This window comes from Psychrobacter sp. 1U2, from assembly GCF_051847575.1.
The window spans coordinates 1-1,277 of the sequence record NZ_JBPYDC010000274.1 but is presented as its reverse complement, the minus strand read 5'-3'; the positions used below and the strand labels follow the sequence as shown (position 1 = coordinate 1,277).

1 protein-coding gene is annotated in these 1,277 nt (G+C 43.5%); it reads right to left on the bottom strand.

Annotated elements, in window-relative coordinates; genetic code table 11:
• Positions 1-46: 46 nt before the first annotated feature.
• Positions 47-1,212 (bottom strand): IS3 family transposase gene (locus ACS8FD_RS15105; protein WP_439276452.1). Its coding sequence is split into 2 segments (ribosomal slippage): positions 47-954 and positions 954-1,212, totalling 1,167 coding nucleotides; the frame shifts between segments, so codons are not numbered across the junction.
• Positions 1,213-1,277: the final 65 nt, after the last annotated feature.

The following is a 1,277-nucleotide window of genomic DNA, read 5'->3' as shown; positions in this document are numbered from 1 at the left end:
TGACCCTTGCTGTCAATCCCGTAGAACTAAACTTGGGAGATTTTAGTTACGCAGCCTGACGATAATAATCAAACCACACCTGTCTTGGCGATTTATAGCCCAAGCCCTTTTGAATCCTTGTTTGGTTGTAGTACAGCTCGATGTATCTAATGATATCGTTGATAGCTGTAAATCTAGTCTTATAATCCTGATGATATACCAGCTCATTCTTTAATGTGCCCCAGAAGCTTTCTATCGGAGCATTGTCGTAACAATTCCCTTTGCCGCTCATCGAGCCTATAAAATGGTGCTGTTTAATGATCTTATGATACGCGTGGCTACAGTATTGACTACCTCTATCAGAGTGAACGATTAGCCCTTTGCTGGGTCGTTTATTTTTAATTGCCATATTGAGTGCACGGCAAACCAAGTCAGCAGTCATGCGTTTGTTGATAGCATAGCCGACAAGCTCTTTGGTGTATAAATCTTTAACGCCTGCCAAGTACAGCCAGCCCTCAGCAGTCCAGATATAAGTAATATCGCTTACCCATGCATCATTAGGACGGTTTGCATCAAACTTCTGATCCAGCACGTTTGGATAAACCAGCTTGTTATGATCGGAATCAGTGGTGACTTTAAAGCGCTTGTGACGACGGCATTTAATGCCGTATTCTTCTTTGATGCTTCTAACCATATATTGGCTGATATCGTACCCTTGCGCTCTTAGGTGGGCATGCAGTCGATCTACGCCATAGCACTGCTTGGTCTGAGTATGAGCGACTTTAACCAGTAGTTCACACTGATTGCGATGTATCTGTTGGTCGCTGAGATCACGACCCAGCCAGTCGTAATAGCTTGATAACTTAACACTTAGCACGCGGCACATAGTGGTGATGCGAAAAAGGTGCTGGTTATCTTTGATGAAGGCGTACCTGACTAGCTGTGCCTTGCAAAGTACGCCGTCGCCTTTTTTAGAATTTCGCGCTCCTCTTCGGCTACTTTAAGCTGCCGCTTGAGCTGCTTTATTTCTTGAAGAGCACTCATAAGATCAGGATCATATTGTTCTGTGCCAATAAGCTTGCCTTGATTGGCTTTGTTCTGCCAGTTCGATAACGTTTGCATCGCTATGCCAAGTTGCTTGGCTGTGGCTGAAACATTACCGTTATTGTCTGCTATCTTTTTAACAGCTTCTGCTTTAAATTCGTCACTGTAGGTTCTTACTTTCTTGGTCATGGTAAACTCCTGTCAATACGCTTAGTTTACCAAGTTTAGTTGTACGGTTTCTTCAGCATAGCTCA